At 67.9% G+C, this 23,853-nt stretch carries 20 protein-coding genes and 1 riboswitch; of the genes, 14 read left to right on the forward strand and 6 right to left on the reverse strand.

Features of this window, described 5'->3' with window-relative positions; translation table 11 throughout:
* Window positions 1–8: 8 nt before the first annotated feature.
* Window positions 9–1,019, forward strand: coding sequence for an OmpA family protein (locus tag QE395_RS00175; RefSeq protein ID WP_306987233.1), 1,011 nt, complete (start codon window positions 9–11; stop codon window positions 1,017–1,019).
* A gap of 11 nt (window positions 1,020–1,030) precedes the next feature.
* On the opposite strand, the gene QE395_RS00180 is transcribed toward QE395_RS00175, so the two are convergent.
* On the reverse strand, window positions 1,031–2,902 hold the full coding sequence (locus QE395_RS00180; RefSeq protein ID WP_306987234.1) for a tetratricopeptide repeat-containing diguanylate cyclase: 1,872 nt from the start codon (window positions 2,900–2,902) through the stop codon (window positions 1,031–1,033).
* A gap of 102 nt (window positions 2,903–3,004) precedes the next feature.
* Here QE395_RS00180 and QE395_RS00185 point away from each other — a divergent pair, with 102 nt between their 5' ends.
* The 3 genes from QE395_RS00185 to QE395_RS00195 are packed head-to-tail and all read left to right on the forward strand — an operon-like array spanning window position 3,005 to window position 9,069.
* Window positions 3,005–4,351 carry an ATP-binding protein gene (locus QE395_RS00185; protein WP_306987235.1) on the forward strand — a complete coding sequence of 449 codons (1,347 nt, stop codon included), beginning with the start codon at window positions 3,005–3,007 and terminating at the stop codon, window positions 4,349–4,351.
* Window positions 4,352–4,402: 51 nt separating this feature from the next.
* Window positions 4,403–7,849, forward strand: a complete 3,447-nt coding sequence (locus QE395_RS00190; RefSeq protein WP_068847889.1) for a PAS domain-containing hybrid sensor histidine kinase/response regulator — start codon at window positions 4,403–4,405, stop codon at window positions 7,847–7,849.
* Entirely contained in the window at window positions 7,846–9,069 is a 1,224-nt protein-coding gene (locus tag QE395_RS00195; RefSeq protein ID WP_306987236.1) for a hypothetical protein, read from the forward strand. The genes QE395_RS00190 and QE395_RS00195 overlap by 4 nt, the downstream gene beginning before the upstream one ends.
* Before the next feature lie 21 nt (window positions 9,070–9,090).
* On the opposite strand, the gene mntP is transcribed toward QE395_RS00195, so the two are convergent.
* The 3 genes from mntP to acs form a co-directional block, all read right to left on the reverse strand.
* A complete protein-coding gene (mntP, locus tag QE395_RS00200; RefSeq protein ID WP_306987237.1) occupies window positions 9,091–9,669 on the reverse strand; it encodes a manganese efflux pump MntP in 579 nt (192 codons plus the stop codon).
* 9 nt (window positions 9,670–9,678) lie between these two features.
* A riboswitch (yybP-ykoY riboswitch) is annotated at window positions 9,679–9,849 on the reverse strand.
* Window positions 9,850–10,134: 285 nt separating this feature from the next.
* Window positions 10,135–10,800 (reverse strand): response regulator transcription factor, encoded by a 666-nt coding sequence (locus tag QE395_RS00205; protein WP_068847883.1) that lies wholly within the window; start codon window positions 10,798–10,800, stop codon window positions 10,135–10,137.
* Window positions 10,801–10,818: 18 nt separating this feature from the next.
* Window positions 10,819–12,762, reverse strand: a complete 1,944-nt coding sequence (gene acs / locus QE395_RS00210) for an acetate--CoA ligase (protein WP_095363282.1) — start codon at window positions 12,760–12,762, stop codon at window positions 10,819–10,821.
* Between the two features lie 269 nt (window positions 12,763–13,031).
* On the opposite strand from acs, the gene QE395_RS00215 reads away from it, so the two are divergent.
* Both QE395_RS00215 and QE395_RS00220 read left to right on the forward strand, forming a co-directional pair.
* Window positions 13,032–14,459 (forward strand): DcaP family trimeric outer membrane transporter, encoded by a 1,428-nt coding sequence (locus QE395_RS00215; RefSeq protein WP_068847879.1) that lies wholly within the window; start codon window positions 13,032–13,034, stop codon window positions 14,457–14,459.
* A gap of 63 nt (window positions 14,460–14,522) precedes the next feature.
* Window positions 14,523–16,178, forward strand: a complete 1,656-nt coding sequence (locus QE395_RS00220) for an MFS transporter (protein ID WP_210131373.1) — start codon at window positions 14,523–14,525, stop codon at window positions 16,176–16,178.
* A gap of 59 nt (window positions 16,179–16,237) precedes the next feature.
* Here QE395_RS00220 and QE395_RS00225 read toward each other — a convergent pair whose 3' ends face one another.
* Window positions 16,238–16,567 (reverse strand): hypothetical protein, encoded by a 330-nt coding sequence (locus QE395_RS00225; protein ID WP_095363281.1) that lies wholly within the window; start codon window positions 16,565–16,567, stop codon window positions 16,238–16,240.
* A gap of 145 nt (window positions 16,568–16,712) precedes the next feature.
* Between QE395_RS00225 and QE395_RS00230 the strand changes: the two genes are divergently transcribed.
* Both QE395_RS00230 and xth read left to right on the forward strand, forming a co-directional pair.
* On the forward strand, window positions 16,713–18,128 hold the full coding sequence (locus tag QE395_RS00230; protein ID WP_306987238.1) for a coniferyl aldehyde dehydrogenase: 1,416 nt from the start codon (window positions 16,713–16,715) through the stop codon (window positions 18,126–18,128).
* Window positions 18,129–18,203: 75 nt separating this feature from the next.
* Window positions 18,204–18,971, forward strand: coding sequence for an exodeoxyribonuclease III (gene xth / locus QE395_RS00235; protein ID WP_068847873.1), 768 nt, complete (start codon window positions 18,204–18,206; stop codon window positions 18,969–18,971).
* Window positions 18,972–19,047: 76 nt separating this feature from the next.
* On the opposite strand, the gene QE395_RS00240 is transcribed toward xth, so the two are convergent.
* Window positions 19,048–19,299, reverse strand: a complete 252-nt coding sequence (locus QE395_RS00240) for a GlsB/YeaQ/YmgE family stress response membrane protein (RefSeq protein ID WP_068854466.1) — start codon at window positions 19,297–19,299, stop codon at window positions 19,048–19,050.
* A gap of 95 nt (window positions 19,300–19,394) precedes the next feature.
* Here QE395_RS00240 and QE395_RS00245 point away from each other — a divergent pair, with 95 nt between their 5' ends.
* From QE395_RS00245 to QE395_RS00270, 6 genes are all read left to right on the forward strand, one after another.
* Window positions 19,395–19,994 carry a 4'-phosphopantetheinyl transferase superfamily protein gene (locus QE395_RS00245; protein ID WP_306987239.1) on the forward strand — a complete coding sequence of 200 codons (600 nt, stop codon included), beginning with the start codon at window positions 19,395–19,397 and terminating at the stop codon, window positions 19,992–19,994.
* Window positions 19,995–20,045: 51 nt separating this feature from the next.
* Complete coding sequence (gene rsmG / locus QE395_RS00250; protein ID WP_068847869.1) at window positions 20,046–20,684, forward strand: 16S rRNA (guanine(527)-N(7))-methyltransferase RsmG; 639 nt, start codon at window positions 20,046–20,048, stop codon at window positions 20,682–20,684.
* Between the two features lie 64 nt (window positions 20,685–20,748).
* A complete protein-coding gene (locus QE395_RS00255; protein ID WP_068847867.1) occupies window positions 20,749–21,546 on the forward strand; it encodes a ParA family protein in 798 nt (265 codons plus the stop codon).
* On the forward strand, window positions 21,546–22,469 hold the full coding sequence (locus QE395_RS00260) for a ParB/RepB/Spo0J family partition protein (RefSeq protein WP_068847864.1): 924 nt from the start codon (window positions 21,546–21,548) through the stop codon (window positions 22,467–22,469). Before QE395_RS00255 ends, QE395_RS00260 begins: the two co-directional genes overlap by 1 nt.
* A gap of 34 nt (window positions 22,470–22,503) precedes the next feature.
* A complete protein-coding gene (locus QE395_RS00265; protein ID WP_068847862.1) occupies window positions 22,504–22,809 on the forward strand; it encodes a helix-hairpin-helix domain-containing protein in 306 nt (101 codons plus the stop codon).
* A 54-nt stretch (window positions 22,810–22,863) separates the two neighbouring features.
* Entirely contained in the window at window positions 22,864–23,829 is a 966-nt protein-coding gene (locus QE395_RS00270; protein WP_306987242.1) for an NAD-dependent epimerase/dehydratase family protein, read from the forward strand.
* Window positions 23,830–23,853 lie beyond the last annotated feature (24 nt).

A 23,853-nucleotide genomic window follows, 5' to 3' on the forward strand; every position in this document is an offset into this window, starting at 1 on the left:
ATGCCCTGATGAACAACGCCAACCCGATCTTCCGTTCTGCGCGCCCGCTGCTGGGCGCGGCGCTCCTTGCCGCGCTTGCCGGTGCCGCACACGCCCAGACGGCGCAACTGCTGCCGCAGCAGCAGCGCATCACCGACGAGGCGATCCACGCCGACCATGCCACGTATGAGGCGACCCAGGGCCGCATCCAGGCGCTCAATGATGGCGGCCGCCCGATCCGCGACTACCACCTGTCCAAGGCACAGTGCTGGCTGGACGTGTCCTTCCACGAATACAGCCGCAACGACCGCAGCGATTTCCCGCAGGCCGCGCTGGGTGAATCCGAGCGGCTGATCATCGGCATGGAACAGGGCGCCAGCCCGCTGCCCACCGACACGCCGCTGGTCAACAACGCGAAGTACCTGCGCGACGACCTGTGGCAGCGCCTGCGCGTGCTGCATGGCACGCCGGGCTTTGCCTGCGCGGCGCAGCAGGTGGCCTGCGGCGAGGTCGAGCTGGTGCACGCCGGCAACGAATTCAACCAGCAGCAGTGGCGGCATTCCAAGCCGTACATCCAGATTGCCGAGGAGCTGGTCAACGACGCGGAGGCGCTGGCCCGCCAGTGCGACGTGGCCCCGGCGGCCATCGCCGCACCGGGCCCGCTGGTGGCCAACGTGCTGTTCGAGTTCGACCGCGACGGCTACCGCGACATCCGCACCTACTCGCTGGAGAGCATCGACCGCGCGCTGGCCAGCATCGCTGCGGAGAAGCTGAAGCTGCAGGGCGTCACGCTGGTCGGGCATGCTGACCGCCTGCAGGGGCGCGGGTTCGACGCCAACCAGGCGCTGTCCGAGCGGCGCGCACGCACCGTGCGTGAGCTGCTGATCGGGCGGGGGCTGGACCCGGCGACGATCCGTTACGAGTACCGGGGTGACACGCAGCAGGTGCAGCAGTGCGACGGCGTGCGCCCGCGCGCGGCGTTGCTGGAATGCCTGCTGCCCAACCGGCGGGTGGAAGTGCGGTTCGACGTCATCCGCTGACGTCGGATCCATCACACATCCCAGCGAATGGGCCGGCTGCCGCTGAGACGCACCCACCCGGCCGCCGCGGCCTCTTCCGGATTTCCCAGCACCGCATACAGATGCGGTGCCTGGGTCCCGTCTTCGCCCCATATCGCTGCCCATGCATTGCGCCCGCCCTGGCGGGCGCCCTGCAGTGCACGATCGGCAGCGCGCAGGCTGTCATCCCGCTCCGCCGGTGCATCGTCGAACAACGGCAGGGGTGCCATGCCCACGCTGGCGGTCAGGGTCAGGTGCTGACCGGGGGCAAGATCCACCACCAGCCGCTCGATGGCCAGCCGCAGGTGCCCGGCCAGGGCCTGTGCCGCTTCCGCGCCGGTGTCGTGGCGCGCCACCAGGAAGGCCGCGCCGCCCCAGCGTGCCAGCAGGTCGTGCCGGTCGCAGGCCGCACGCAGGCATTCGCCCACGGCACGCAGCACGCTGTCGCCGGCTGCTTGTCCATGGCGCTCGTTCAGCGCTTTGAAGTCGTCCAGTTCGATCAGCAGGAGCGCGCTGCGCGCTGCGCCGTCGTGGCCTGCGGCGCGTTCGTCGAGCCTGCGCTCGGCCTCGCGGCGGTTGGGCAGCCCGGTGACGCTGTCGGTCCGGCTGAGCGCGGTGAGCTGGCCACGCTGCTGGCGCAGCCGCAGCACGAGCACCGTGGCAATCACCGCTACGGTGAGGAAAGCGATCACCGCGCTGTTGCGCAGCACGCGCACCCGGCCCAGGTCCTGTTCGGCATTGACCTGGGCGGGATGGATGCTGCGTTCGGCCGAGGCCTGCAGCCTGGCCAGCTGGGTGAGGGTCTCGCCCTTGCTGCGCGCCTGGTCCATCGCGCGGCCCTGGCGCACGTACTGCAGCGCCTGCTCGCGGTGACCCAGCAGGGTGTGGATGTCACCGAGCAGGTCCAGGCCGTTGCGGACTTCTTCCACGAACCGCCCGTGCTCTGCCAGGCCCTGTGCCTGGGTGGCCAGCGGCAGCGCCACTGCGGCGTTGCCCCGGTCCATCGCCAGCCGTGCCAGGCGCTGCAGGGTCACCACCTGGCCCTGCGGATCCTGCTTTCCCTGCCAGGCCAGCACGCCGCGCAGCGCGGCCTCGGCGGCCTCCCGCTGCCCCGACACGCGCAGGATTTCGGCGCGATGGCTGGCGATGCGATGCAGGAACACGTCCTGGCCGCTCAGCCGCGTTCCGATCGCTTCAGCGCGCTTGAAGGCTGCGGAGGCTTCCTCGTACCGCTGCAGCATCAGCAGCGCATACCCATAGTTGTAGTACAGGATCAGGTCGCCCGGGTTCGGCGGCCGGTGCAGGTGGTCGCTGAGCTGCGTGGCCTTGTGCAGGTAGGTGAGGGCGCCTTCGGCATCGCCCATCGCGTCGCCACGGATCATCGCGATCTGCATCAACGCGCCGATCTGGCCCTGCACGTCGCGTTGCCGCACCGCATCGTCCAGCAGGGTGCCGGTCAAGCCGAGCGCGCGCGCGTGGTCGCCGCGCCACAGCAGCAGGTGCGCGGCCATGGTCCGGGCGCGCTGGATATCGTCGGGGCTGGCGTCGGCGCGCGCCGCGGCCGCCAGCAGGCGGTCGGGCAGGTCGGTGGTCTGGTCCAGCTGCCCCAGCGCCCGCAGCGCCACCCCCAGGCAGCCGACCGCGCCGATTTCCATCGAGGTGGACAGCGAGGGCGCGGCCAACAGGCTGCGGGCGAGCTGCAGCGAGGCCTGCGGTTCGCTGGTGAGCAGGGCATGGCACTGTTCCACCTGCGCGATCTGCGCCGCCGCGTCGAGCGGGCGCTGCGCCTGTGCGGGCAGCGCGGCCAGGGACAGCACAACGGCAAGCGCAGGCAGTCCGCGCCGGACTAGCGACAACATAGGCATGGCGACAACGACTTCCCCGGTCGAGTGCAGACGATCTACAGCGCACTGCTAATATACCGATGTTGCCGCCGCGCGCCGGCGCCGCCTGCCATTCCCTGCCGCATGCCCGAGTCGTCGCCTTCCACCCGCGCCGCCGCTGCTGAACGCCCTGCCGGGCTGGGTCGGCGTACCGATGCCATGCTGGGCAGCCTGCTGCTGCTGGTGGGGCTGTACCACCCGTTGCTGGCGGCGTGGACGGCGTTTCGGCTCGGGGCGGGCCTGGACATGATGGTCCCGGCCATGGCCGCCGCCCACCTGCTGTTGTGCCTGCTGTGCCTGATCGAGCACCGGGCCGGCCGCAGCCTGCATGCCGCCGTGGTGTTCCTGGCCGGTGAACTGCTGCTGCTGGTGCTGGCCTACGGGTACTGGGGACTGGCCGCCCAGCTGCGGGTGCAGCTGGTGCAGCTGGTGCCGGTGCTGCTGGTGGCGGCGGTGCTTGGCCGCCGTCCGCTGGCCTGGACCGCGGCATGGCTGTGCGGGCTGATGGCCTTGGGCGGCTGGGTCGACGCGGCGTCGGGGCTGTTCCGGACCGACCGGGTGCTGCACTCGACCAGTGACCTGGCAGTGTCGGCATTCGGCACCGTCATGACTGCCTGGCTGCTCCACCACAGCGTGACCGGCCTGCGTGAAAGCCTGCAGGAAGCCCACCAGCGCAGCCAGGAACTTGCCCGCAAGCGCGACGAGCTGCAGGTGGAGATGCAGGCCCGCGAGCGTTCGCGCGACCAGCTCGTGCATGCCATGAAGATGGACAACGTAGGTCGTCTGGCCAGCGGCATCGCGCACGATTTCAACCACCTGCTGGCGCTCATCGAGGGCTACGTGGCCAAGGCGCGGCGCAGCGAGGGCGAGACCCTGCAGGCGGCCCTGCAGGGCGCGGATTCGGCGACCCGGCGGGCCAGCGCGGTGAGCCGGCGCCTGCTGGATTTCAGCCGGCTCGAGCCGGGCCGACCGCAGCTGCTGGACGCGGCCGCCACGCTGGCGGCGATCGCGCCCACGCTGCAGCAGGTGTTCGATGACCGCGTGCACTGCGAAGTGGAAACCGGCGACGTGCAGCGGCTGATCCACTTCGACCCGGCCCAGCTCGAATCGATCCTGCTCAGCCTGGCGGTCAATGCCAGCCAGGCCATGCCCGACGGTGGCCGGTTCACGCTGCGCCTGCAGCCGCCCGATACCGACGGACGCGTGGTCCTGCAGTTGCAGGACACCGGCCAAGGCATGAGCGAAACGGTGCGCGCGCGCTGCCTGGAACCGTTCTTCACCACCAAGCCGGTGGGACAGGGTACCGGCCTGGGCCTGGCGGTGACTGCCAGCCTGGTGGAGGCGGCCGGCGGTGCGGTGCAGGTGCACAGCCGCCCGGGCGAGGGCACCCGGATCGACCTGCAGCTGCCGTCGCGTCCGCTGGCGGCGTGAGCAGGGGCGTGCAGCGGCTACACTGCGGCCTGCGCTTGCGGAAACATGCCCGTGGTTTCTAGCTGGATCCTGCTGCTGGTGTCGGTGGCCTATGCCGCCCTGTTGTTCGGCGTGGCCTGGTGGGGCGACCGCCGTCCCATGTACCCCGACCGTCCGTGGCTGCGCCCGGTGGTCTACAGCCTGGCGCTGGCGGTGTACTGCTCGTCGTGGACCTTCTACGGGGCGGTGGGCACGGCGGTGCGCAACGGCATCGGCTACCTGCCGATTTACCTGGGCCCGCTGCTGCTGCTGCTGTTTGGCTGGCGCATCATCGAGCGGCTGGCGCTGATCGCGCGCAGCCAGAACGTGGTGTCCATCGCCGATTTCATCTCCTCGCGGTTCGGCCGCTCGCGCCGGCTGGCCGCACTGGTGGCGGTGATCGCGCTGATCGGCATCGTTCCCTACCTCGCCCTGCAGTACAAAGCCGTGGCGATGAGCCTGCAGGTGCTGACCGGCAGCGTCGGGCCCACCGGCTGGTTCAGCGACCCGGCGCTGTACGTGGCGCTGTTGATGGCGCTGTTCGCCACGCTGTTCGGCACGCGCCAGGTCGACGCCACTGAACACCACCACGGCATGATGCTCGCCATCGCGCTGGAATCGATGATCAAGCTGATCGCGATGGTGGCGCTGGGCCTGTTCGCCTACCTGTGGCTGGCCGACCGCGGCGAAACCGTGGTGCGCAGCGCGCATACGCTGTTCACCGGGCTGCCGCCGGTCGGCTTCATCTCGCAGACGCTGCTCAGTTTCCTGGCCATCGTGTGCCTGCCGCGCCAGTTCCACGTGGCGGTGGTGGAATGCGGCGACGTGCGCGATGTGCGCCGCGCGCGGTGGATGTTCGGCGGCTACCTGATCATCATTTCGGCGATGGTGATTCCGATCGCCACGGCCGGTGTGACCCTGTTCGGCACCGGCGGCAGCATCGCCGACGACAGCATGGTGCTGGCCCTGCCGTTGGCCGAAGGCCGTAAATTCCTGGCGCTGGTGGCCTACGTGGGCGGCTTCTCGGCTGCCACCGGCATGGTCATCGTGTCGTCCATCGCGCTGGCCACCATGGTCAGCAACGACCTGGTGATGCCGGTGCTGCTGCGCCGCAGTGGCGACCACCAGGAAGCGGCGGACGTCGCTTCGCGGGTGTTGTGGATCCGCCGCATGGCGATCCTGCTGTTGGCCCTGGCCGCGTACAGCTACTACCGCGGCAGCAGCAACGACAGCACGCTGGCCTCGTACGGGCTGATGGCATTCGCCGCGGTGGCCCAGTTTGCGCCGGGCCTGATCGGCGGCCTGTACTGGCGCGGTGCCAGCCGCCGGGGCGTGGAGACCGGCATCCTGCTCGGCTTCGGCACCTGGATCTACACCCTGCTGCTGCCGGCGCTGACCCACGCCGGCTGGATGGATGCGGCCTGGCTGAGCGACGGACCGTTCGGCATTGCCTGGCTGCGGCCGCAGGGGCTGTTCGGCATGACCAGCTGGGACCCGCTCACCCATGGCACGTTCTGGTCGCTGCTGATCAACGCCGCCGCGATGCTGCTGGTGTCGGTGCGCTGGCGCCCGGGCGTGGACGAGCGCCTACGCGCCGCGCCGTTCCTGGACCCGTATGCCGAGCGTCCCTCCGTGGCCGGTGCCTGGCCGGGCCATGTGCATGTGGGCGACCTGCTGGCGCTGGCCTCGCGCGTGGTCGGCGACCGCCATGCGCGCCGGTCGTTCTTCGAGCAGGCGCAGTCGTTGGGCCGCGAGCTGCAGGCCTCGGCCCCGGCGGACCGGGCCTGGGTGCAGTTCACCGAACGCCTGCTGGCCGCCTCGATCGGCGCGGCCTCCGCGCGCCTGCTGCTGACCAGCCTGCTGCGCGGCTCGGGCATGGACCTGGGCGAAGTGGTGGCGGTACTCGATGAGGCCGGGCAGGAACTGCGCTTCAACCGCGAGATCCTGTCCACCACGCTGGAAAACATCAGTGCCGGGGTCAGCGTGGTTGATCCGGACATGCGCCTGACCGCGTGGAACCGCCGCTACCAGCAGATGTTCGGCTACCCCGATGGCATGTTGTACGTGGGCCGCCCGGTGGCCGACCTGATCCGCTACAACGCCGAGCGTGGCGAGCTGGGCGAGGGCGATATCGACGTGCAGATCAACCGCCGCATCGGCTACATGCGCGCCGGTTCGCCGCACATCTTCGAGCGCACCCGCAGCGATGGCCGGGTGATCGAGATGCGCGGCCAGGCGCTGCCCGGCGGCGGCTATGTCACCAGCTACAACGACATCACCGACTACAAGCACGCCGAGACCGCACTGCTGGAAGCCAATGAGACGCTGGAACAGCGCGTGGCCGAACGTTCGCATGAAGCCGAAGTGGCGCAGCAGTCCAAGACCCGTTTCCTGGCCGCAATCAGCCATGACGTGCTGCAGCCGCTGAACGCAGCGCGCCTGTTCGCCTCGGCATTGCGCGACAGCCACCACAACAACGATGAACAGCGGCACCTGGCAGAGCGCGTGGACGCCTCCCTGCGTGCCGCCGAAGAACTGCTGGACGGGCTGCTGGACGTGTCGCGGCTGGATGCCGGCGGGCTCCACCCGGTGATCGGCGATTTCGACGTGAGCCTGCTGATGCGCGAACTGGCCGCGCAGTACTCGCCGGTGGCGGCCGGGCGCGGCCTGCGCCTGGACCTGTTCGCGCGCCCGGCCTGGGTGCGCAGTGACCGCCGCCTGCTGCGCCGGGTGCTGCAGAACTTCCTGGCCAATGCGCTGCGCTACACCCGCCAGGGCCGCATCGTGCTGGCCGTGCGTCACCGCCGCGACGAGATCGAACTGCAGGTGTGGGATACCGGGCCGGGCATCCCCGAGCACCACATGCAGCAGATCTTCAACGAGTTCCACCGCTACCAGCAGCCGTTCGACTGGGGCGAGCAGGGGCTGGGGCTGGGCCTGTCTATCTGCCAGCGCATCTCGCGCCTGCTCGACCACCGCCTCAATGCGCGCAGCCAGGTGGGCAGCGGCAGCATGTTCTCGATCCTGCTGCCCCGTGCGCAGGTGCCGGATCTACCGGCCAGCGACGCGCAGGCCAGCGTGCCCGAGCACAGCACCCGCACCGATTCGCTGGCCGGCATGCGCGTGCTGTGCGTGGACAACGACCAGGAAATCCTTGACGGCATGCGCGCGTTGCTGGGCCGCTGGCAGGTGCAGGTGATCACTGCCAGCACCGTGGACCAGGCGCTGGAGGAAGTGCAGGCGCAGCCGGACGTGATGCTGGTCGATTACCACCTGCACGACCGCCTGGATGGACTGGACACGCTGGTGGCGCTACGCGAGCGCGCCGGGCGCGACATTCCCGGCGCGCTGCTCACTGCCGATGGGCGCGACGAACTCAAGCGCATGGCGCGCGAGCGGGGTTACCGCCTGCTGACCAAGCCGATCAAGCCGGCCTCGCTGCGTGCGTACCTGGCGGCGCACTCGACCCTCCAAGGTTGAAGGCGACAGCCGCAGCACGCTGGTGCCGTCGCGCTGTCTATGCTGCGCCGCCCACCACCTGCTGCGGAGTTTCCGTGCCCGTTCCCTCGCTGCGTTCCCTTCTTGCCACCCCGCTGCATTCCGGCGCGGCGATTCCACTCGCAGGCACGTTGGGTGTCGTGGTGGGCGCAGGATTCGAGCTGGTCTTCCGCGGTTGCACCAATGCCGCCGGTCCCGCATGGAGCGTTGCCGAGATCGTGAAGCCCGCGTTGATCTCCGGCTGGATGGGGATCGGCTGCACCAACGCGATGCGATGGCTGGATCCCGACAAGCCTGCGCGGCAACTGCAGCCGCATGAGAAGGCGCTGGTCGACTACCCGGCCGTGCGCGAGCTGCTGCATGAGGCCGGCACCAGTGTTGATGACCTGGACGCGTTGAAGTCTCTCGCCGCGCAGCTGGAACGGGATTTCAGCCGGGTCGCCCGTGAATTCAATGCATACTGCCAGACCCGCAGGGTGCCACCGAATCCGCTCATTGCAGGCGTCATCCGTCACTTCTACCTGACCCATTGCCGCGATCGTGCGGTGATGCTGCTCGCCAAGCGCAACGCCAACGCGTGTTACCTGGTGGCCGCGCGCGAAGGGCAGGGCACGGCCATCGCGACCGCGCTGAACCAGGCAGGCACGCGCGCCGGCACCGTGCTGCGCCAGCTGCACTGCCCGTACCTGCGCGTGGACCTTGCCAATACCGCGCTGCGTGATGCGCATGCGTTCACCACCGACGAATGCCAGGGCGAGATGCGCGTGCATTCGTTGCATGACCGAGCCCGGGAAACAGTGGAAACGCTGGCGACCAGTCCACTGGTGGATGTAACCCATCGCCGACTGCCGCGGCGCCGGCACGTGAGCCACGACAGCGCCGCGCCCGTGGCGCACATCGCCGCGCCAGCAGACGCTGACCACGAACGGGTCATCCGCGGGCCGTTGCTGCGCGCAAAGCTGGCCGGACTGCCCGCGGACAGTCGTACCTGCCGGGAACTGAGACGGATCGAGCAGGATCTCGCAGCGAACCGTCCGTGCGGCCATCCGGTGCGTTACCACGGCAGGAACTACCTCGCCATCGACATCCACTTTGCGGGCCGGCAGAGTCCCGGCCGCAACGTGTGGCGGCTTCTGCACCGCAAAGGCCCAGCCGGGCATGAACTGGTCGACATCGTCGACTACCACGATCCACGCAGCTGAGGCCCGGCCGCCCGGCGCTGCTCAGCCGGCGGCGCCGCTGAGGTGCTCATACAGGATGGCACTGCCAACCAGGATCAGGATCACGCCGCCGACGATCTCCGCGCGCCTGCCGATCATGTCGCCCAGCACCCGCCCCAGCATGATGCCGGTGGTGACCATCACCAGCGTGCACAGGCCGATCACCGCCGCCATCACGCCAATGTGCACGTCCAGGAAGGCCAGGCCCACGCCGACGGCCAGGGCATCGATGCTGGTGGCAAAGCCGGTGACGGCCAGGTGCCAGAAACCGTGGTGCTTGTCGGGATCGTCGCTGTCATCGTCCGGGTCGTGCCGCACGCCGTTGATGATCATGTGCACGCCCAGTGCACCGAGCAGCACGAAGGCGATCCAGTGGTCGAAGGCCTGCACGTAGGACGACGCGGCGCGACCGAGCAACCAGCCGATCACCGGCGTAAGGCCTTCGATCACACCGAAGATGAGGCCGGCGCGCAGGGCATCGGGAAAACGCGGCTTGCGCATGGCAGCGCCTTTGCCGATCGCCGCGGCGAAGGCATCGGTGGACATGGCAAAACCGATCAACAGCATCGAAATGGGGGACATCACACGACAGTGCAGGTTGGGCGATGACGGACAACGGCCCACGTTCGCGCCCAACCTGTCGTTGCGCACGCGGACCGCTGGTCTCGCCAACCATCACTGGCTGCCCGCACCACGGCGCACTGGCCGAGCATGTTGACGCGGGCGTTTCCTTCAGCAGGAAACAGGCTACTCCCCAAGGGGACGCGAAGCTTAGCACCGCGAACGCGGTTTACCGCCCAAATCGCCGAATTGCGCAGGGCGTGCTGGGATGTATAGCTTAGGCTATAAGCCGAAGCAGGTAGAGCGGACTGTCAGTCCGCTGCATGTCTCCGCAGCCGAAGGTAGAGCGGACTGTTAGTCCGCTGCATGTCTCCGCAGCCGAAGGTAGAGCGGACTGTTAGTCCGCTGCATGTCTCCGCAGCCGACTAACAGTCGGCTCTACCGTAACGACGCAACGACGCAGCCACGCGGCCACGCAATCCGCGATCAATCCTCCTCCGGCGGCAACACCAACGGCTCGTCATCCAGCGTCAGCTTGCCGGCCATCAGCACCGCCTGGGTACGGTTGGTCACACCCAGCTTGCGCAGGATCGCGGTCACATGCGCTTTGATGGTCGCCTCGGACACATTGAGGTCATACGCAATCTGCTTGTTGAGTCGCCCAGCGCCGAGCATCTGCAGCACCCGGAACTGCTGCGGGGTGAGCTCGCGCAGGCGCTGGCCGACTTCGCGTTCCTCGCGCCCGGTCGGCGGCACGTTGTGCGCCTCCGGCGGGGCCCAGGTTTCGCCGTCCAGGATCGTGCCCAGCGCATGGCCGATGGTGTCCGAGTCGGCCGACTTGGGAATGAACCCGAACGCGCCGTGGTCCAGCGCCCGCCGCATTACGGTGGGCTCTTCGCGCGCGGACACCACTACCACCGGCAACTGCGGGTGCAGCGCCCGCATGTGCACCAGCGCGTTGAAGCCCTGCGCACCGGGCATGTTGAGGTCCATCAGGACCAGGTCGGCATCGGCATGCTGGTCGGCCAGCTGGTACAGCGCTTCCACGCTGTCGGCCTCGTACAGCAGCACGCCCGGCATCACCCGCTGCACCGCGCCGCGCAGGGCTTCACGGAACAGGGGGTGGTCATCGGCGATCAGCAGGGTTGTCATGGGGGAGGTGGGAACCAATTACTTGACCTTACGCTCTTCCACCAGCGATGCCACCACCGACGGGTCGGCCAGGGTCGAGGTGTCACCCAGCTGGTCGGGTGCGTTCTCGGCGATCTTGCGCAGGATGCGGCGCATGATCTTGCCCGAGCGGGTCTTCGGCAGCCCCGGTGCCCACTGCAGGTGGTCGGGCGAGGCGATCGGGCCGATCTCCTTGCGCACCCACGCCACCAGCTCCTTGTGCAGTTCCTCGCTCGGCGTTTCGTCGGCCACCAGGGTCACGTAGGCATAGATGCCCTGGCCCTTGATGTCGTGCGGGAAGCCGACCACGGCCGCTTCGGCCACCTTCGGGTGGGAGACCAGTGCGCTTTCCACCTCGGCGGTACCGATGCGGTGGCCGGACACGTTGATGACATCGTCGACGCGGCCGGTGATCCAGTAGTAGCCGTCCTCGTCGCGACGGCAGCCGTCACCGGTGAAGTAGCTACCCGGGTAGGTGCGGAAGTAGGTGTCGATGAAGCGCTGGTGGTCGCCGTAGACGGTGCGCATCTGGCCCGGCCACGAATCGCGGATGATCAGGTTGCCTTCGGTGGCACCGTCCTTGATCTCGCCATCGGCGTTGACCAGCGCCGGCTGCACGCCGAAGAAGGGCAGGGTGGCCGACCCGGGCTTGAGATCGATCGCGCCGGGCAGCGGCGAAATCAGGATGCCGCCGGTTTCGGTCTGCCACCAGGTATCCACGATCGGGCAGCGGCCATCGCCGACCACGTCGTAGTACCAGCGCCAGGCTTCCGGGTTGATCGGCTCGCCGACGCTGCCCAGCAGGCGCAGCGAGGCGCGCGAGGTGCGCTTGACCGGTGCATCGCCTTCGCGCATCAACGCACGGATGGCGGTAGGTGCGGTATAGAAGATGCTGACCTGGTGCTTGTCGATCACCTGCCAGAAGCGCGAGGTGTCGGGGTAGTTCGGCACGCCTTCGAACATCAGCGAGGTAGCGCCGTTGGCCAGCGGGCCGTACACGATGTAGCTGTGCCCGGTGACCCAGCCTACGTCGGCGGTGCACCAGTAGATGTCCTCTTCGCGCAGGTCGAACACCGCTTCATGGGTGTAGGCCGCGTACAGCAGGTAGCCGCCGGTGGTGTGCAGCACGCCCTTGGGCTTGCCGGTGGAACCGGAGGTGTAGAGGATGAACAGCGGATCTTCGGCGTTCATCCGCTCCGGTTCGCACTGTGCCGGCTGCGGGTCCACCACGTCGTGGAACCAGCGGTCGCGCGGGGCCTGCATGTCCACCGCGCCGCCGGTATGGCGCACCACCAGCACGGTTTCCACCGTGGTGGTGCCGGGCAGCTTCAGCGCGGCATCCACGTTGGCCTTCAGCGGGATCTTCCGCCCGCCACGCAGGCCTTCGTCGGCGGTGATGATCAGCTTGCTGCCGCAGTCGATCACGCGGTCGGCGATCGAATTGGGCGCGAAGCCGCCGAACACCACCGAGTGGATCGCACCGATGCGCGCGCAGGCCAGCATGGCCACGGCCGCGTCGACGATCATCGGCAGGTAGATGGTGACCCGGTCGCCCTTCTTGACGCCCAGGTTGCGCAGCGCGTTGCCGAGGCGGCAGGTGCGCTCATACAGCTCGCGGTAGGTGACGCCCTGCGACGGCGCATCCGGGCTGTCCGGTTCGAACAGCAGCGCGACCTTGTCGCCGCGCTTGTCCAGCTGGCGGTCCAGGCAGTTCACGCTGGCGTTGAGTTCGCCATCTTCGAACCACTTGATGCGGAAATCGTCGAGCTGATAGCTGACGTTGCGGATCGTGGACGGCTTCCTGTACCAGTCCAGCCGCTCGGCGGCCTTGCCCCAGAACGCGTCGGGGTTGTCCACCGATTCGCGGTAGAGCTGCTGGTAAGTGTTCTTGTCAATGCGCGCCTTGGCGGCAACGTCCGCCTTGACGGGGTAAAGATCGGCCATGGCACCCTCACTTGCACTAGGACTGGGTTGTGCGATCGCAGCATAACCCGCGATTCATCCCGCTCAGTTTGCCGCATCCACCGCGCCACGAGGTAAGGGAATGGTTAGACCTTGGTCGTAACGAGCGATTGCCGGCAGGTCACGGCCGTTGGTCGTGACAGCGGGTTCGACCAATTGCCAATAGCCGGGGTGCGTCAACCGGCCGCACGCTCGGCTCGACCGTGACCCCACACGCGGCGATCACTTTGCCACCCGGGAGAGAGGGCAACATGAGTACCCGTATGTTGAAGACCATGCGCAAGCCGTTGGCGACCTGCTTGTTGGTCGCGTTGGTAGCGCCTGGCATGGCGTTTGCCGAAACCGCCAAAGAGAAGCAGCTGGAAGCGCGCGTTGCCGAGCTGGAGCGCCAGGTGCAGCTGCTGCTGTCCACCACCCAGCAGCAACAGACCCAGATCAGCCAGGCCCAGACCGACGTGACCGCGGTGAAGACCGTGCAGGCGCAACAGCCTGCCGGCGCCACCGTGCCCGCCGGCAAGCAGCCGATCCAGGTCACCACCATCACCCCGGGCGCCGCGCCGGGCACCACGGTCAAGATCGGCGGCTTCATCAAGGCCGACTTCCTGGCCACCCAGACCGGCGATGGCCAGCTGGCCGACGACGCTACCGGTCGCGCGCTGTACCTGCCGGGCCAGACCCCGGTAGCCGGTGCCGGCGGCAGCGGCGAGCGCTCCGACGTGGACTTCAATGCCCACGCCAAGTTCTCGCGCTTCAACCTGGGCATCGACAACGTCTCGGACAAGGGCAACAAGTCCGGCGCGTTCTTCGAGATGGACTTCTTCGGCAACTCGCTGGGCAACCAGACCGCCACCAATACCTACGGCGTGACCCTGCGCCACGCGTATATGTATTGGAACAACTGGATGGCCGGCCAGACCTGGTCGAACTTCATGGACGCCGCCTCGCTGCCGGAAGCGGCCGATTTCGTCGGTCCCACCGACGGCGTGCTGTTCGTGCGCCAGGCGCAGATCCGCTACACCCAGGGCGGCTTCAGCGTCGCGCTGGAAAACCCGGAAACCACCGTGCTCACCGGCACCCGCAATCCCGTCACCGGGGCGTGGACCAACGTGGCCAGCAACAGCGACCGCGGCTCCCTGCCGGACCTGACCCTGCGTTATGGCTGGAAGGGCGACTGGGGCACCTTCGGGGTCGGCGGTATCGTGCGCCAGCTCAAGGTCGACAACCAGGCCACCGGTGCCGACGCCGACAAGATCGGCGGCGGCCTGACCCTGGGCGGCAAGTGGGTGATGGGCGGCAGCGACCAGCTGCACTACCAGATCAGCGGTGGCGAAGGCATCGCCCGTTACGTTGGCCTGGGCGTCACCGCCGATACGGCTTACGACGTGGCCCAGGACGAACTCAACCCCACTGGCGTGCTGGCCGGCTATGTCGGCTGGCGCCACGCCTTCACCCCGAAGCTGCGCACCAACCTCATCTACGCCCGCAGCGACTACGACAACGACAGCGTGCTGGGCCCGCTGGTCACCAAGAGCGTGCAGAGCATCCGCGGCAACATCTTCTACACGCCGATGCCCAAGGTCGATATCGGCGCGGAGTACATGTACGGCGTGCGCGAGATCGAAGATGGCCGCAAGGGCGACATCAACCGCGTGCAGTTCACCACGAAGTACAGTTTTTAAGCATGGGTGCCGACGCATTGTCGGCACCTGCCACCAATGATTGCTTCGGAGGGGAAGCGTCTTATGTCCACCACACCCGTACCTGCAAAAGCAGAACTTACCAAGGGCCACAAGAAGGTCATCTTCGCGTCCAGCCTTGGCACCGTGTTCGAATGGTATGACTTCTTCCTGTATGGCTCGCTGGCGGCGATCATCGCCAAGCAGTTCTTCAGCGGGGTCAATGAAACCACGGGCATGATCTTCGCGCTGCTGGCCTTCGCGGCCGGCTTCTTCGTGCGTCCGTTCGGCGCGGCCTTCTTCGGCAGCCTCGGCGACCGCATCGGCCGCAAGTACACCTTCCTGGTCACGATCCTGATCATGGGCATCTCGACCTTCCTGGTCGGCGTGCTGCCCAACTACGCGTCGATCGGGTTCGCGGCGCCGGTAATCCTGATCGTCCTGCGCCTGGCCCAGGGCCTGGCGATGGGTGGCGAATACGGTGGCGCGGCGACCTACGTGGCCGAGCATGCACCGGCCGACAAGCGTGGCCTGTACACCAGCTTCATCCAGTGCACGGCCACGCTTGGCCTGTTCATGTCGCTGCTGATCATCCTGGCCTGCCGCTACTTCCTGGGCAACGAGGCATTTGAAGCCTGGGGCTGGCGCATTCCGTTCCTGGTCTCGATCATCCTGCTCGGCATCTCGGTGTGGATCCGCCTGCAGCTGAGCGAGTCGCCGCTGTTCCAGCAGATGAAGGCCGAAGGCAAGGGCTCCAAGACCCCGTTCCGTGACAGCCTCAAGGACGGCAACCTCAAGCTGATGCTGCTGGTCCTGCTCGGCGCCGCAGCCGGCCAGGCCGTGGTGTGGTATGGCGGCCAGTTCTACGCGCTGTTCTTCCTGAGCAGCATGCTCAAGGTCGATGCCACCACCTCCTACCTGCTGATCGCCGGCGCGCTGGCCCTGGGTACGCCGTTCTTCATCTTCTTCGGCTGGCTGTCCGATCGCATCGGCCGCAAGAAGATCATCCTGGCCGGCTGCCTGTTGGCCGCGGTGACCTACATCCCGGTGTTCAAGGGCCTGACCCACTTCGCCAACCCGGCCATCGAAGAAGCCCGCAGCAATTCGCCGGCGCTGGTCATCGCCGATCCGAACACCTGCTCGTTCCAGTTCGATCCGGTCGGCCTGCGCAAGTTCACCAGCTCCTGCGACGTGGCTACCGCCGCGCTGACCAAGGCCGGTGTGCCGTACGACGTGCAGCCTGCCGCCGCCGGTTCGCTGGCGCTGGTGAGCGTGGGTAACAGCCAGGTGACGTCGTTCGAGGCCGCTGGCCTGACCAAGGATGAGCTCAAGGCCAAGGGCGATGCCTTCGGTGGCGAACTCAAGGCGGCGCTGACCGCAGCCGGTTACCCGGCCAAGGCCGACAACGCGCGCATCAACATCGCCGGCACCGTGCTCATGCTGTGGATCCTGGTGCTGTACGTGACCATGGTCTACGGCCCGATCGCAGCCTACCTGGTCGAGCTGTTCCCGACCCGCATCCGCTACACCTCGATGTCGCTGCCGTACCACATCGGCAACGGCTGGTTCGGTGGCTTCCTGCCGGCGATCTCGTTCGCGCTGGTGGCCGGCACCGGCAACCTGTACTACGGCCTGTGGTACCCGATCATCATCGCGCTGATGACGGTCGTGGTCGGCGGTCTGTTCCTGCATGAAACCAAGGGTGTGGACATCACCAAGTAACCCGTGATGGCGTGAACCAGAAGGGCCGTGGCATTGCCACGGCCCTTTTCATTTGCGTTTCAGTTCCAGACGATGATGCCGCCGTCAGGCGAATTCAACTGCATCGCCTCCGGTCCTGCGCATCCGTCGTCGCTGAGGTCCACGTGCAGTGCCGAGCCGTCGTCAAACGTCAGCGTCAGTCCACCCCCGTCGAGAGCGCTGGCGGTCACTTCAAGACGAAGGGAGAAGGGAGACGCATCCGCCGAATGAAGTCCGGAGAACACCACCCTGTTGTAGATGTGCAGCGACCAGCCGTCATCGGTGCTGATCGAGACCTGTCCCTCCAGACGGGAGACCGTCACGGCCTTGCCGATGAACATTCCAAGAGACTCCAAGCCACGCTCGCTCATGCCAGAACTCCGGGAAGAGGCTGGTAGGGTCGCATCCCGATCGACTGCCGATAACCCCACCACGTGCGATGGTGGCATGACCCGGGAACGGAGAACGCGCGTTCTTGGCAGTCGGTCTTACATGGTGTGACGCTATAGTCGCGGCATGAGCGATGTCCACACCGATCCCGCGGATCTTCCTGTCGTCCTGCAAACCCTGCGAACCGCCTGGCAGGCCAACCGCCCGTCGCTGGACCAGCGCCGCAGCGACCTGCAGCGCCTGCGCACCGCGCTCAAGGCGCGCCTGCCGCAGATGGCCGAGGCCATCGCCGCCGATTTCGGCCACCGCTCCACCCATGAGTCGCTGATCGCTGACGGCATGACCGTGCTCAATGAGATCGACCACCTGCTGCGGCACCTGCGTGGCTGGATGCGCCCGCGCAGGGTCGGGGTCGGCTGGCGGTTCTGGCCGGCGCGGGCCCAGACCCGACCGACACCGCTCGGCGTGGTCGGGGTGATCTCGCCGTGGAACTACCCGGTGAACCTGGCGCTGATTCCGCTGGCCACCGCGATTGCCGCTGGCAACCACGTGCTCCTCAAGCCGTCCGAGCACACCCCGCGCACCAGCGCCTTCCTGCACGACCTGCTGGGCGACGTGTTCCCGGCCGAGCGCGTAGCGGTAGTACAGGGCGACGCCGCGCTGGCCTCGGCGCTGGCCGGCTCGCCGCTGGACCACCTGGTGTTCACCGGTTCCACCGCAGTCGGCCGCAAGGTCATGGCCGCCGCCGCGCAGCACCTGACCCCGCTCACCCTGGAACTGGGCGGCAAGTCACCGGCCATCGTGTGCAGCGACTACCCGCTGGGCAAGGCCGCCGCGCGGCTGGCCACCGGCAAGTGGTTCAACGCAGGCCAGACCTGCATCGCGCCGGATTATGTGCTGGTCGACAGCCGCCGCCAGCGCGAGCTGGTGCAGCAGCTGCAGTCCCAGGTGCGCGCGCGCTACGGCGATTTCAGCAACACCGACGATTACACCCGCATCATCAATGAAGGCCAGTACCAGCGCCTGCTCGGCTACCTGGCCCAGGCGCGCGAACGCGGCGTGCCGGTGATCGAACTGGCCAGCATCGATCCCGAACGCGCGCGTCGTGAGCGGCTGATCGTGCCCACCATCGTGCTCGACCCGCCGGCCGACCTGGACCTGATGCAGGAGGAAATCTTCGGCCCGATCCTGCCGGTCTGCGCCTACCCCGACCTGGACGCCGCCCTGGAATCAGTGCAGGGCCGCGACCGGCCGCTGGCGCTGTACGTTTTCAGCGAACAGCGGCCGGTGGTGGAGCGCGTGCTCGGCCAGATCGTGGCCGGCGGCGTCACCGTCAACGACACCCTGCTGCATTTCGCCATCAACGGCCTGCCGTTCGGCGGCGTCGGCCCCAGCGGGATGGGCGCCTACCACGGCCGCGCCGGGTTCGATGCGATGAGCAAGCAGCTGCCGGTGCTGTGGCAGTCGCGCTGGGCGGCGAGCGATATGCTCAAACCGCCGTATTCACGCATTGCAGGCCTGCTCAGGGTGATTCTGCGCTGAGGGGGGTACGCGCGTTCGACCGGTAGGTACCGACCGTTGGTCGGTACGGAACCGTCGACCCGCTACAATGCGCCCATGAAAATCGCCTCCTGGAACGTCAATTCGCTCAACGTGCGCCTGCCGCACCTGGAACAGTGGCTCACCGCGTTCGCGCCGGACGTGGTCGGCATCCAGGAAACCAAGATGGAGGACCACAAGTTCCCCGACGCGGTGCTGGCCGGGCTGGGCTACCGCAGCGTGTTCGCCGGGCAGAAGACCTACAACGGCGTGGCGCTGCTGTCGCGCGAGCCGGCGCAGGACGTGCAGATCGGCATTCCAGGCTTCGAGGACGAGCAGAAGCGGGTGATCGCCGGCACCGTCAACGGGGTGCGCATCATCAACCTGTACGTGGTCAACGGCCAGGACGTGGACACCGACAAGTACGCCTACAAGCTGCGCTGGCTGGAAGCGGTGCACGCCTGGGTGGCCTCGGAACTGCAGAAATACCCGGAGCTGGTGGTGATGGGCGACTTCAACATCGCCCCCGACGCGCGCGACGTGCACGACCCGCTGGTCTGGAACGAGAACCACATCCTGACCTCCACCGCCGAACGCGGCGCGCTCAACAAGCTGCTGCAGCTGGGGCTGCACGATGCCTTCCGGCTGCACAGCGAAGAGGAAGGCGTGTTCAGCTGGTGGGATTACCGCGCCGCCGGGTTCCGCCGCAACCTGGGCCTGCGCATCGACCTGACCCTGGTGTCGGATGCCCTCAAGGCGCGTGCGCTGGCCTCGGGCATCGACCGCGAGCCGCGCACCTGGGACCGGCCGAGCGACCACGCCCCGGCGTGGGTGCAGCTGGGCTGAAACGCACAAGGCCCGGCGGGTGCCGGGCCTTGCTGGAAAGGCGTAACGACCAACGGTCGTTACCTGCCCTGTGGGGTTATCGAACGCTGCGGCGGGTGAAGAGGTTCACGATCGCCAGCAGGATCACGGCCCCGATCAGCGAGAACAGGAACGTGCGGATCGTGATCGCTTCATTGATGCCACCGCCGAACAGGAAGCCGGCGATCAGCGCGCCGACGATGCCGACCACGATGTTGAGGATGATGCCCTGCTGCGCGTCGCGGCGCATGATGATGCTGGCAAGCCAGCCCACGATGCCACCGACGATCAACCAGATGATGATGCCCATGTTGTCCACTCCAGAGTTTGTGTGCCGATGAGACGGAGCCAGTTGACGGCAGCCCCCGTGAAGTCGTCGTGCAGCCGCGTTGGCGGGGTGTTCGCATGAGCCTGCCAGCCACCCTGGACGGCCCCTGGCGGTTTGGCCCGGTCACCGTCTGGCGCCTGACGCACGTGCCCGGTACCCGTGGCGAGCCGCAGGCGCGGGTGTTGCTGGCGGACCAGTTGGGGGGAAGCCCCGAGGGTCTGCCGCTGCAGCGCGATCCGCGCGGCCGCCCGGAGCTGCATGGCCCGCTGGCGCATATCGGCACCGGCTGGAGTCACAGCCATGGCCTGCTGCTGGTGGGGCTGGGCGAGGGCGTGCGGCTGGGCGTGGACCTGGAGCCGCTGCGCCCACGGCCGCGCATGGCCGAAATCATCGAGCGCTTCTTCCACCCGACCGAAGTGGCATGGCTGCTCGGGCTGGACGAAGACGCCCGCACCCATTGGTTCTTCCGGGTCTGGTGCGCCAAGGAGGCCATCCTCAAGGCGCAGGGGCAGGGCATCTCGTTCGGCCTGCACCGCCTGCAGCTGGCGCCCGCCGCCGACGGCGCCCTGCACCTGGCCTGGTGCGACCCGGAACTCGGCCCGGCCCAGCGCTGGCACCTGCACGAATGGCAGGCCGCGGACGATTTCCGCGCCGCACTGGCCTGGCACGCGCTCTGAGCGCACCGAATCCGCGCAGTCAGCAGGTCCCCAGCCTGCGATAATGGGCGCATGACCGAACACACACTCCCGGCCGGCGTGGCCGATGCGCTTGAGCGCGGCCTGGCTGCCATGGGCCTGGATGCCACCCTGGCGCCGCCCCTGTTGACCTACCTCGCCCTGCTGGACCGCTGGAACCGCACCTACAACCTCACCGCCATCCGCGACCCGATGGAGATGGTCACCCGCCACCTGCTCGATTCGCTGGCGATGCAGCCGTACCTGGAGCAGGGCACCCTGGCCGACCTGGGCACCGGCCCCGGGCTGCCCGGCATTCCGCTGGCCATCGCCCGCCCGCAGCTTCAGGTGACCCTGGTGGAAAGCAACGGCAAGAAGGCCCGCTTCATGCGCGAAGCGGTGCGCCAGCTGGGCCTGACCAATGCCCGCGTGGCCGAATCCCGCGCCGAAGCGCTGGCAGAGCCGGGCGCCTATGACAACCTCACCGCCCGCGCCATGGACACCCTGGCCGGCATCATCGCCGTCGGCGGCCACCTGCTGCGCCCCGGCGGACGCCTGCTGGCCATGAAGGGCGTCCACCCGCATGACGAGATCGCCCAGCTGCCGGCTGGCTGGCGGGTTGAGCAGGTCCTGCCACTGCACGTTCCGGGCCTGACCGGCGAGCGCCATCTGGTGGTGGTGGCCGGTCCGTGAGACACGACACGCCCCATGCCCGCATAATGCCCAGTCCCACCCCCTGCCGATGAGGCTCACCCGCATGGCCCGCATCATCGCCATCGCCAACCAGAAAGGTGGCGTCGGCAAGACCACGACTGCCGTCAATCTGGCCGCCGCCCTGGCTGCTGCGCCCAAGCGCGTGCTGCTGGTCGACCTCGATTCCCAGGGCAATGCGACCATGGGCAGCGGCGTGGACAAGCGCGAAGTTGCCGCCTCCACCTGCGACCTGCTGCTGGGCGAAAGCACCGCGGCCGAAGTCCGGGTGACCACCCCGGAGGGCTTCGACCTGCTGCCGGGCAACATCGACCTGACCGCCGCCGAGATCCAGCTGATGGACCAGGGCGAGCGCGAACAGCGGCTCAAGCGCGCGCTGGCCCCGATCCAGGACGAGTACGACTTCATCCTGATCGACTGCCCGCCGGCGCTGTCGCTGCTGACCCTCAACGCGTTGGCCGCCGCCGATTCGGTGATCGTGCCGATGCAGTGCGAGTATTACGCGCTGGAAGGCCTGAGCGCGCTGGTGGAAACCATCGATGCGCTGCGCGCCAACCTCAATCCCAGCCTGGAGATCGAGGGCGTGCTGCGCACCATGTTCGATGTGCGCAACAACCTCGCCAATGCCGTGTCGGCCGAATTGACCGACCACTTCGGCGACCGCGTGTTCCGCACCATCGTGCCGCGCAACGTGCGCCTGGCCGAGGCGCCCAGCCACGGCCAGAGCATCGTCGGTTACGACCGCGCCTCGCGCGGCGGCGTCGCCTACCTCGGCCTGGCCGGCGAGATCATCCGCCGCCACCACCAACGCAACACGGCCGGCAAGGCCATGGAGACCGCCTGATGAGCACCAAGCCCGCCCCCGGCAAGAAACGCGGCCTCGGCCGTGGCCTCGATGCGCTGCTGGGGCCCAAGGGCGCGGTGACACAGGTGCAGGCCGCGGCCGTGATCGAGCCGCTGCCGGGTGAAGTGCTGCGCAAGCTGCCGGTCAAGCACCTGCAGCCGGGCAAGTACCAGCCGCGCCGCGACATGGACGAAACCAAGCTCGCCGAGCTGGCCGATTCCATCAAGGCGCAGGGCGTGATCCAGCCGATCCTGGTCCGCCAGCTGGGCCCGGACAGCTTCGAGATCGTGGCCGGCGAACGCCGCTGGCGCGCGTCGCAGCTGGCCGGCCTGGACGAAGTGCCGGTGGTGGTGCGCGAGCTGGAAGACCGCACCGTCATTGCGATGGCGCTGATCGAGAACATCCAGCGCGAAGACCTCAACCCGCTCGAAGAAGCCGAAGCGCTGCAGCGGCTCATCAGCGAATTCGCGCTGACCCATGCCGAAGCCGCCCAAGCCGTCGGCCGCTCGCGCGCGGCGGTGTCCAACCTGCTGCGCCTGCTGGAGCTGCCGGTGGCGATCCGCCTGCTGCTGGAAACCCGCCGGCTGGAGATGGGCCATGCCCGCGCGCTGCTGACCCTGGCGCCGGAACTGGCCAGCAAGCTGGCGCAGGAAGCAGCCGACCAGGGCTGGTCGGTGCGTGAGGTCGAACACCGTGCGCAGCAGTTCGCTGCCGGCAAGGTGCCTGCCTCGCTGCGCCGCAAGCCGAGCGCGGCCGCCCCGCAGGCCGACATCGCGTCGCTGGAAACCGAGCTGTCCGAATCGCTGGGTGCCCGCGTGGCGATCAACCACGGTCGCGGCGGCAAGGGCAAGTTGATCATCCATTACACCGACCTGGACACGCTGGACGGCGTGCTCGAGAAGCTCCGCGTACGCAAGGGCTGAGTCCCCCGCCACGCAAGAGGAACCCACTTACCTGATGAACCCCACCAAGGTCGATCGCAACCATCTGTTGCGCCTGACCGACCTGCCAAATGTCGGGCCGGCCTGTGAGAAGGATCTTCGTCTGATCGGGATCCGTGTCCCCGCGCACGTGCGCGGCCGCGATGCCTACGACATGTACGCGCAGCTGTGCATGCGCACCGGGGTGCTGCACGACCCGTGCGTGATCGATGTGTTCCTGTCCATCGTGCGCTTCATGCAGGGCGAAGCCCCGCGTCCCTGGTGGGATTTCAGCAAGGAACGCAAGGCCACGCTGGCGCGCGAAGCGCCGCTGAGCCTGTAGTGACGTATCGGTAACGGCGCTATTCTGTCGCCTGGATTTTCCGGGACGACTGCCATGACCCTTATTGTGACCGGCGCTGCAGGCTTCATCGGCGCCAATACCGTGCGTGCCCTGCTCGATGCCGGGCACACGGTGGTCGGCCTGGACAACTACAACGACTACTACGACCCGCAGATCAAGCGCGATCGGGTGGCGGCACTGTGCCCGGACGCCGATATCCGCGCGCTGGACCTGACCCACCGCGATGGCCTGGCCGCGCTGTTCGACGAGGTGCAGCCGACCCGGGTGATCCACCTGGCCGCGCAGGCCGGTGTGCGCTACTCGCTGGAAAACCCGTACGCCTACGTGGACAGCAACCTGACCGGGTTCGTCAACATCCTGGAACTGTGCCGCCATCGCGGCGTGGCCCACCTGGTGTATGCCTCCAGCAGCTCGGTCTACGGTGATTCGGCCACCCCGCCGTTCTCCGAAGACCAGCGCATCGACAAGCCACGCTCGCTATACGCGGCGACCAAGGCGGCCAACGAGTTGATGGCCTACACCTACGCGCAGTTGTATGGCCTGCACGCCACCGGCCTGCGCTTCTTCACCGTGTACGGCCCGTGGGGCCGCCCCGACATGGCGCCGCTGCTGTTCTCGCGCGCGGTGCTGGCCGGGCGCCCCATCGACGTGTTCAACGACGGCAGGATGCAGCGCGACTTCACACATGTTTCCGACATCGTGGCCGGTATCCTCGGCGCGCTGGCGCATCCGTCCAGCGAGGACGTACCGCACCGTGTCTTCAACCTGGGCAACCACACCCCGATCGAGCTGGAACATTTCATCGGGGTCATCGAGGCCGCCGCTGGACGCCCGGCACAGAAGGTCTACAAGCCGATGCAGCCAGGCGACATGGTCCGCACCATGGCCGACACCCGTCGTGCCCATGACGCTTTCGGCTATGAACCGGTCACCCCGATCGAGCGCGGCCTGCCGCCGGTGGTGGCTTGGTGCCGCGACTATTTCGGTGATCGCGCCTGACTCACATCGCCGGGTTCATCTTCG

Origin of the sequence: Stenotrophomonas sp. SORGH_AS_0282, assembly GCF_030818125.1 — a bacterium.
Lineage (GTDB): Bacteria > Pseudomonadota > Gammaproteobacteria > Xanthomonadales > Xanthomonadaceae > Stenotrophomonas > Stenotrophomonas rhizophila_A.

Excerpts from the sequence above, each read along its gene's own strand:
- QE395_RS00175 (WP_306987233.1), top strand. The coding sequence starts at position 9 with ATGAACAACGCCAACCCGATCTTCCGTTCTGCGCGCCCGCTGCTGGGC.
- QE395_RS00180 (WP_306987234.1), bottom strand. The coding sequence starts at position 2,902 with ATGCCTATGTTGTCGCTAGTCCGGCGCGGACTGCCTGCGCTTGCCGTT.
- QE395_RS00185 (WP_306987235.1), top strand. The coding sequence starts at position 3,005 with ATGCCCGAGTCGTCGCCTTCCACCCGCGCCGCCGCTGCTGAACGCCCT.
- mntP (WP_306987237.1), bottom strand. The coding sequence starts at position 9,669 with ATGTCCCCCATTTCGATGCTGTTGATCGGTTTTGCCATGTCCACCGAT.
- QE395_RS00205 (WP_068847883.1), bottom strand. The coding sequence starts at position 10,800 with ATGACAACCCTGCTGATCGCCGATGACCACCCCCTGTTCCGTGAAGCC.
- acs (WP_095363282.1), bottom strand. The coding sequence starts at position 12,762 with ATGGCCGATCTTTACCCCGTCAAGGCGGACGTTGCCGCCAAGGCGCGC.
- QE395_RS00215 (WP_068847879.1), top strand. The coding sequence starts at position 13,032 with ATGAGTACCCGTATGTTGAAGACCATGCGCAAGCCGTTGGCGACCTGC.
- QE395_RS00220 (WP_210131373.1), top strand. The coding sequence starts at position 14,523 with ATGTCCACCACACCCGTACCTGCAAAAGCAGAACTTACCAAGGGCCAC.
- QE395_RS00225 (WP_095363281.1), bottom strand. The coding sequence starts at position 16,567 with ATGAGCGAGCGTGGCTTGGAGTCTCTTGGAATGTTCATCGGCAAGGCC.
- QE395_RS00230 (WP_306987238.1), top strand. The coding sequence starts at position 16,713 with ATGAGCGATGTCCACACCGATCCCGCGGATCTTCCTGTCGTCCTGCAA.
- xth (WP_068847873.1), top strand. The coding sequence starts at position 18,204 with ATGAAAATCGCCTCCTGGAACGTCAATTCGCTCAACGTGCGCCTGCCG.
- QE395_RS00240 (WP_068854466.1), bottom strand. The coding sequence starts at position 19,299 with ATGGGCATCATCATCTGGTTGATCGTCGGTGGCATCGTGGGCTGGCTT.
- QE395_RS00245 (WP_306987239.1), top strand. The coding sequence starts at position 19,395 with ATGAGCCTGCCAGCCACCCTGGACGGCCCCTGGCGGTTTGGCCCGGTC.
- rsmG (WP_068847869.1), top strand. The coding sequence starts at position 20,046 with ATGACCGAACACACACTCCCGGCCGGCGTGGCCGATGCGCTTGAGCGC.
- QE395_RS00255 (WP_068847867.1), top strand. The coding sequence starts at position 20,749 with ATGGCCCGCATCATCGCCATCGCCAACCAGAAAGGTGGCGTCGGCAAG.
- QE395_RS00260 (WP_068847864.1), top strand. The coding sequence starts at position 21,546 with ATGAGCACCAAGCCCGCCCCCGGCAAGAAACGCGGCCTCGGCCGTGGC.
- QE395_RS00265 (WP_068847862.1), top strand. The coding sequence starts at position 22,504 with ATGAACCCCACCAAGGTCGATCGCAACCATCTGTTGCGCCTGACCGAC.
- QE395_RS00270 (WP_306987242.1), top strand. The coding sequence starts at position 22,864 with ATGACCCTTATTGTGACCGGCGCTGCAGGCTTCATCGGCGCCAATACC.